Here is a 1,425-nt window from a genome sequence, read left to right on the forward strand (position 1 = left end):
ACTGGCCGTCACGGTGGGAGCGTGGTGGAAGCGGGATGCGGTGTGGTTGGATCTCGTTGTGTCCGATCTTGAATTGCTGCCGCATGGGGAGCTTGTCGCGCTTGCCCGCGCGCAGGCGGCAGTGATCGCGCGTCAGGACGCGCAGATCGCGACGCTGGCTGCGCAACTGGCCGGGCTGATGGAGAAGTTCGAGGAACAGGCGGCCGAGCTGGACCGGCTGCGGCACCTGCTCTCGCGCAACAGCGGCAACTCCTCGGTGCCGCCTTCCAAGGACGAGGGTCCGGGCCGCACCCCGCCGCGCAAGGAGCGCAGGGCCAAGTCGTCCGGACGTACGAAAGGCAAGCAGCCCGGGGCGCCGGGGACCGCGCTGCGCTGGCGCGAGGAGGACGAACTCGACCAGCGCCTGGAACGCTATCCCGTCGGCGCGTGCGGCTGCGGCGCGGACCTCGCTGATGCCGCCGACCTGGGCGTGGTGGACCGGTATCAGCAGCACGAGATCCCGCTGGTGTCGGTAAGTGTCACCCAGTACGACCAGCACGCGGTCGCCTGCGCCTGCGGAACGGTGCACACCGCGACCAGGCCCGAGGGCGCCGGGGCCGGCCGCATCGAGTACGGGCCGAACCTGCGCGCCTACGCGGTCTACCTGCTGGTTGTCCACTTCGTGCCGGTCCACCGCGTGGTGGAGATCCTCACCTCGCTCACCGGCGCCGAACCATCCGCCGGGTTCGTCCACTCCCTGCTGCGGCGCGCCGCTGCCGCACTGGCCGCCTGCGACTTCGCGATCCGCACCCTGATCACCCTCGCCTTCACCATCTGCGCGGACGAGACCCCGCTCAAGGTCGGCTCTGCCACCCCCGCTGAAGGGAAGAAGGAGGCCAAGGGCTACCTGCACGTCGCCTGCACCGACCTCTACACCCACTTCCTCCTCGGCGACCGCTCGATGGCCACCTTCCGCAACACCGTCCTGCAGGACCTGGAACCCGGCACCGTGATCGTGCACGACCGCTACCAGGCCTACGACAGTGCCCAGTTGGGCGAGTCGACGCACCAGCTGTGCCTGGCCCACGTGCTGCGCGACCTCGTCGGCGCCGCCGAGCTCTACCCCGACCAGCGCTGGCCCGTCCAACTCGCCGACGAACTGCGCGAGCTGATCCACCGAGCCAACCAGGCCCGCGAGCGCGGCGCCCGCACCCTGCCCGAAGCGGCCCGTGTCCTGGGCCTGCGCGGGGTGCGTGCCGCCGTCGCCATCGGCCTGGCCGCAACCGAGCACCTGGACGACACACGGCCGGGCGCCCGCAAGGCCCGCCTGCTCCTGGAAGCCTTCCGCGAACGCGAGGCGGACTTCGTGCGCTTCACCACCGACCTGCGCATCCCACCCACATCCAACCAGGCCGAACGCGACCTGCGACCATCCAAGATCCAAGA

Annotated in this window: 1 protein-coding gene; it reads left to right on the forward strand. The window is 70.5% G+C overall.

All coding sequences use genetic code 11. The annotated features are described in order from the left end of the window. Positions 1 to 58: 58 nt before the first annotated feature. The coding region (gene tnpC / locus ACFU5K_RS31890; protein ID WP_384068235.1) for an IS66 family transposase at positions 59 to 1,425 on the forward strand (1,367 nt) is incomplete at its 3' end.

The sequence above is a fragment of the Streptomyces sp. NPDC057428 genome, assembly GCF_042803195.1.
Classification (GTDB): Bacteria; Actinomycetota; Actinomycetes; order Streptomycetales; family Streptomycetaceae; genus Streptomyces.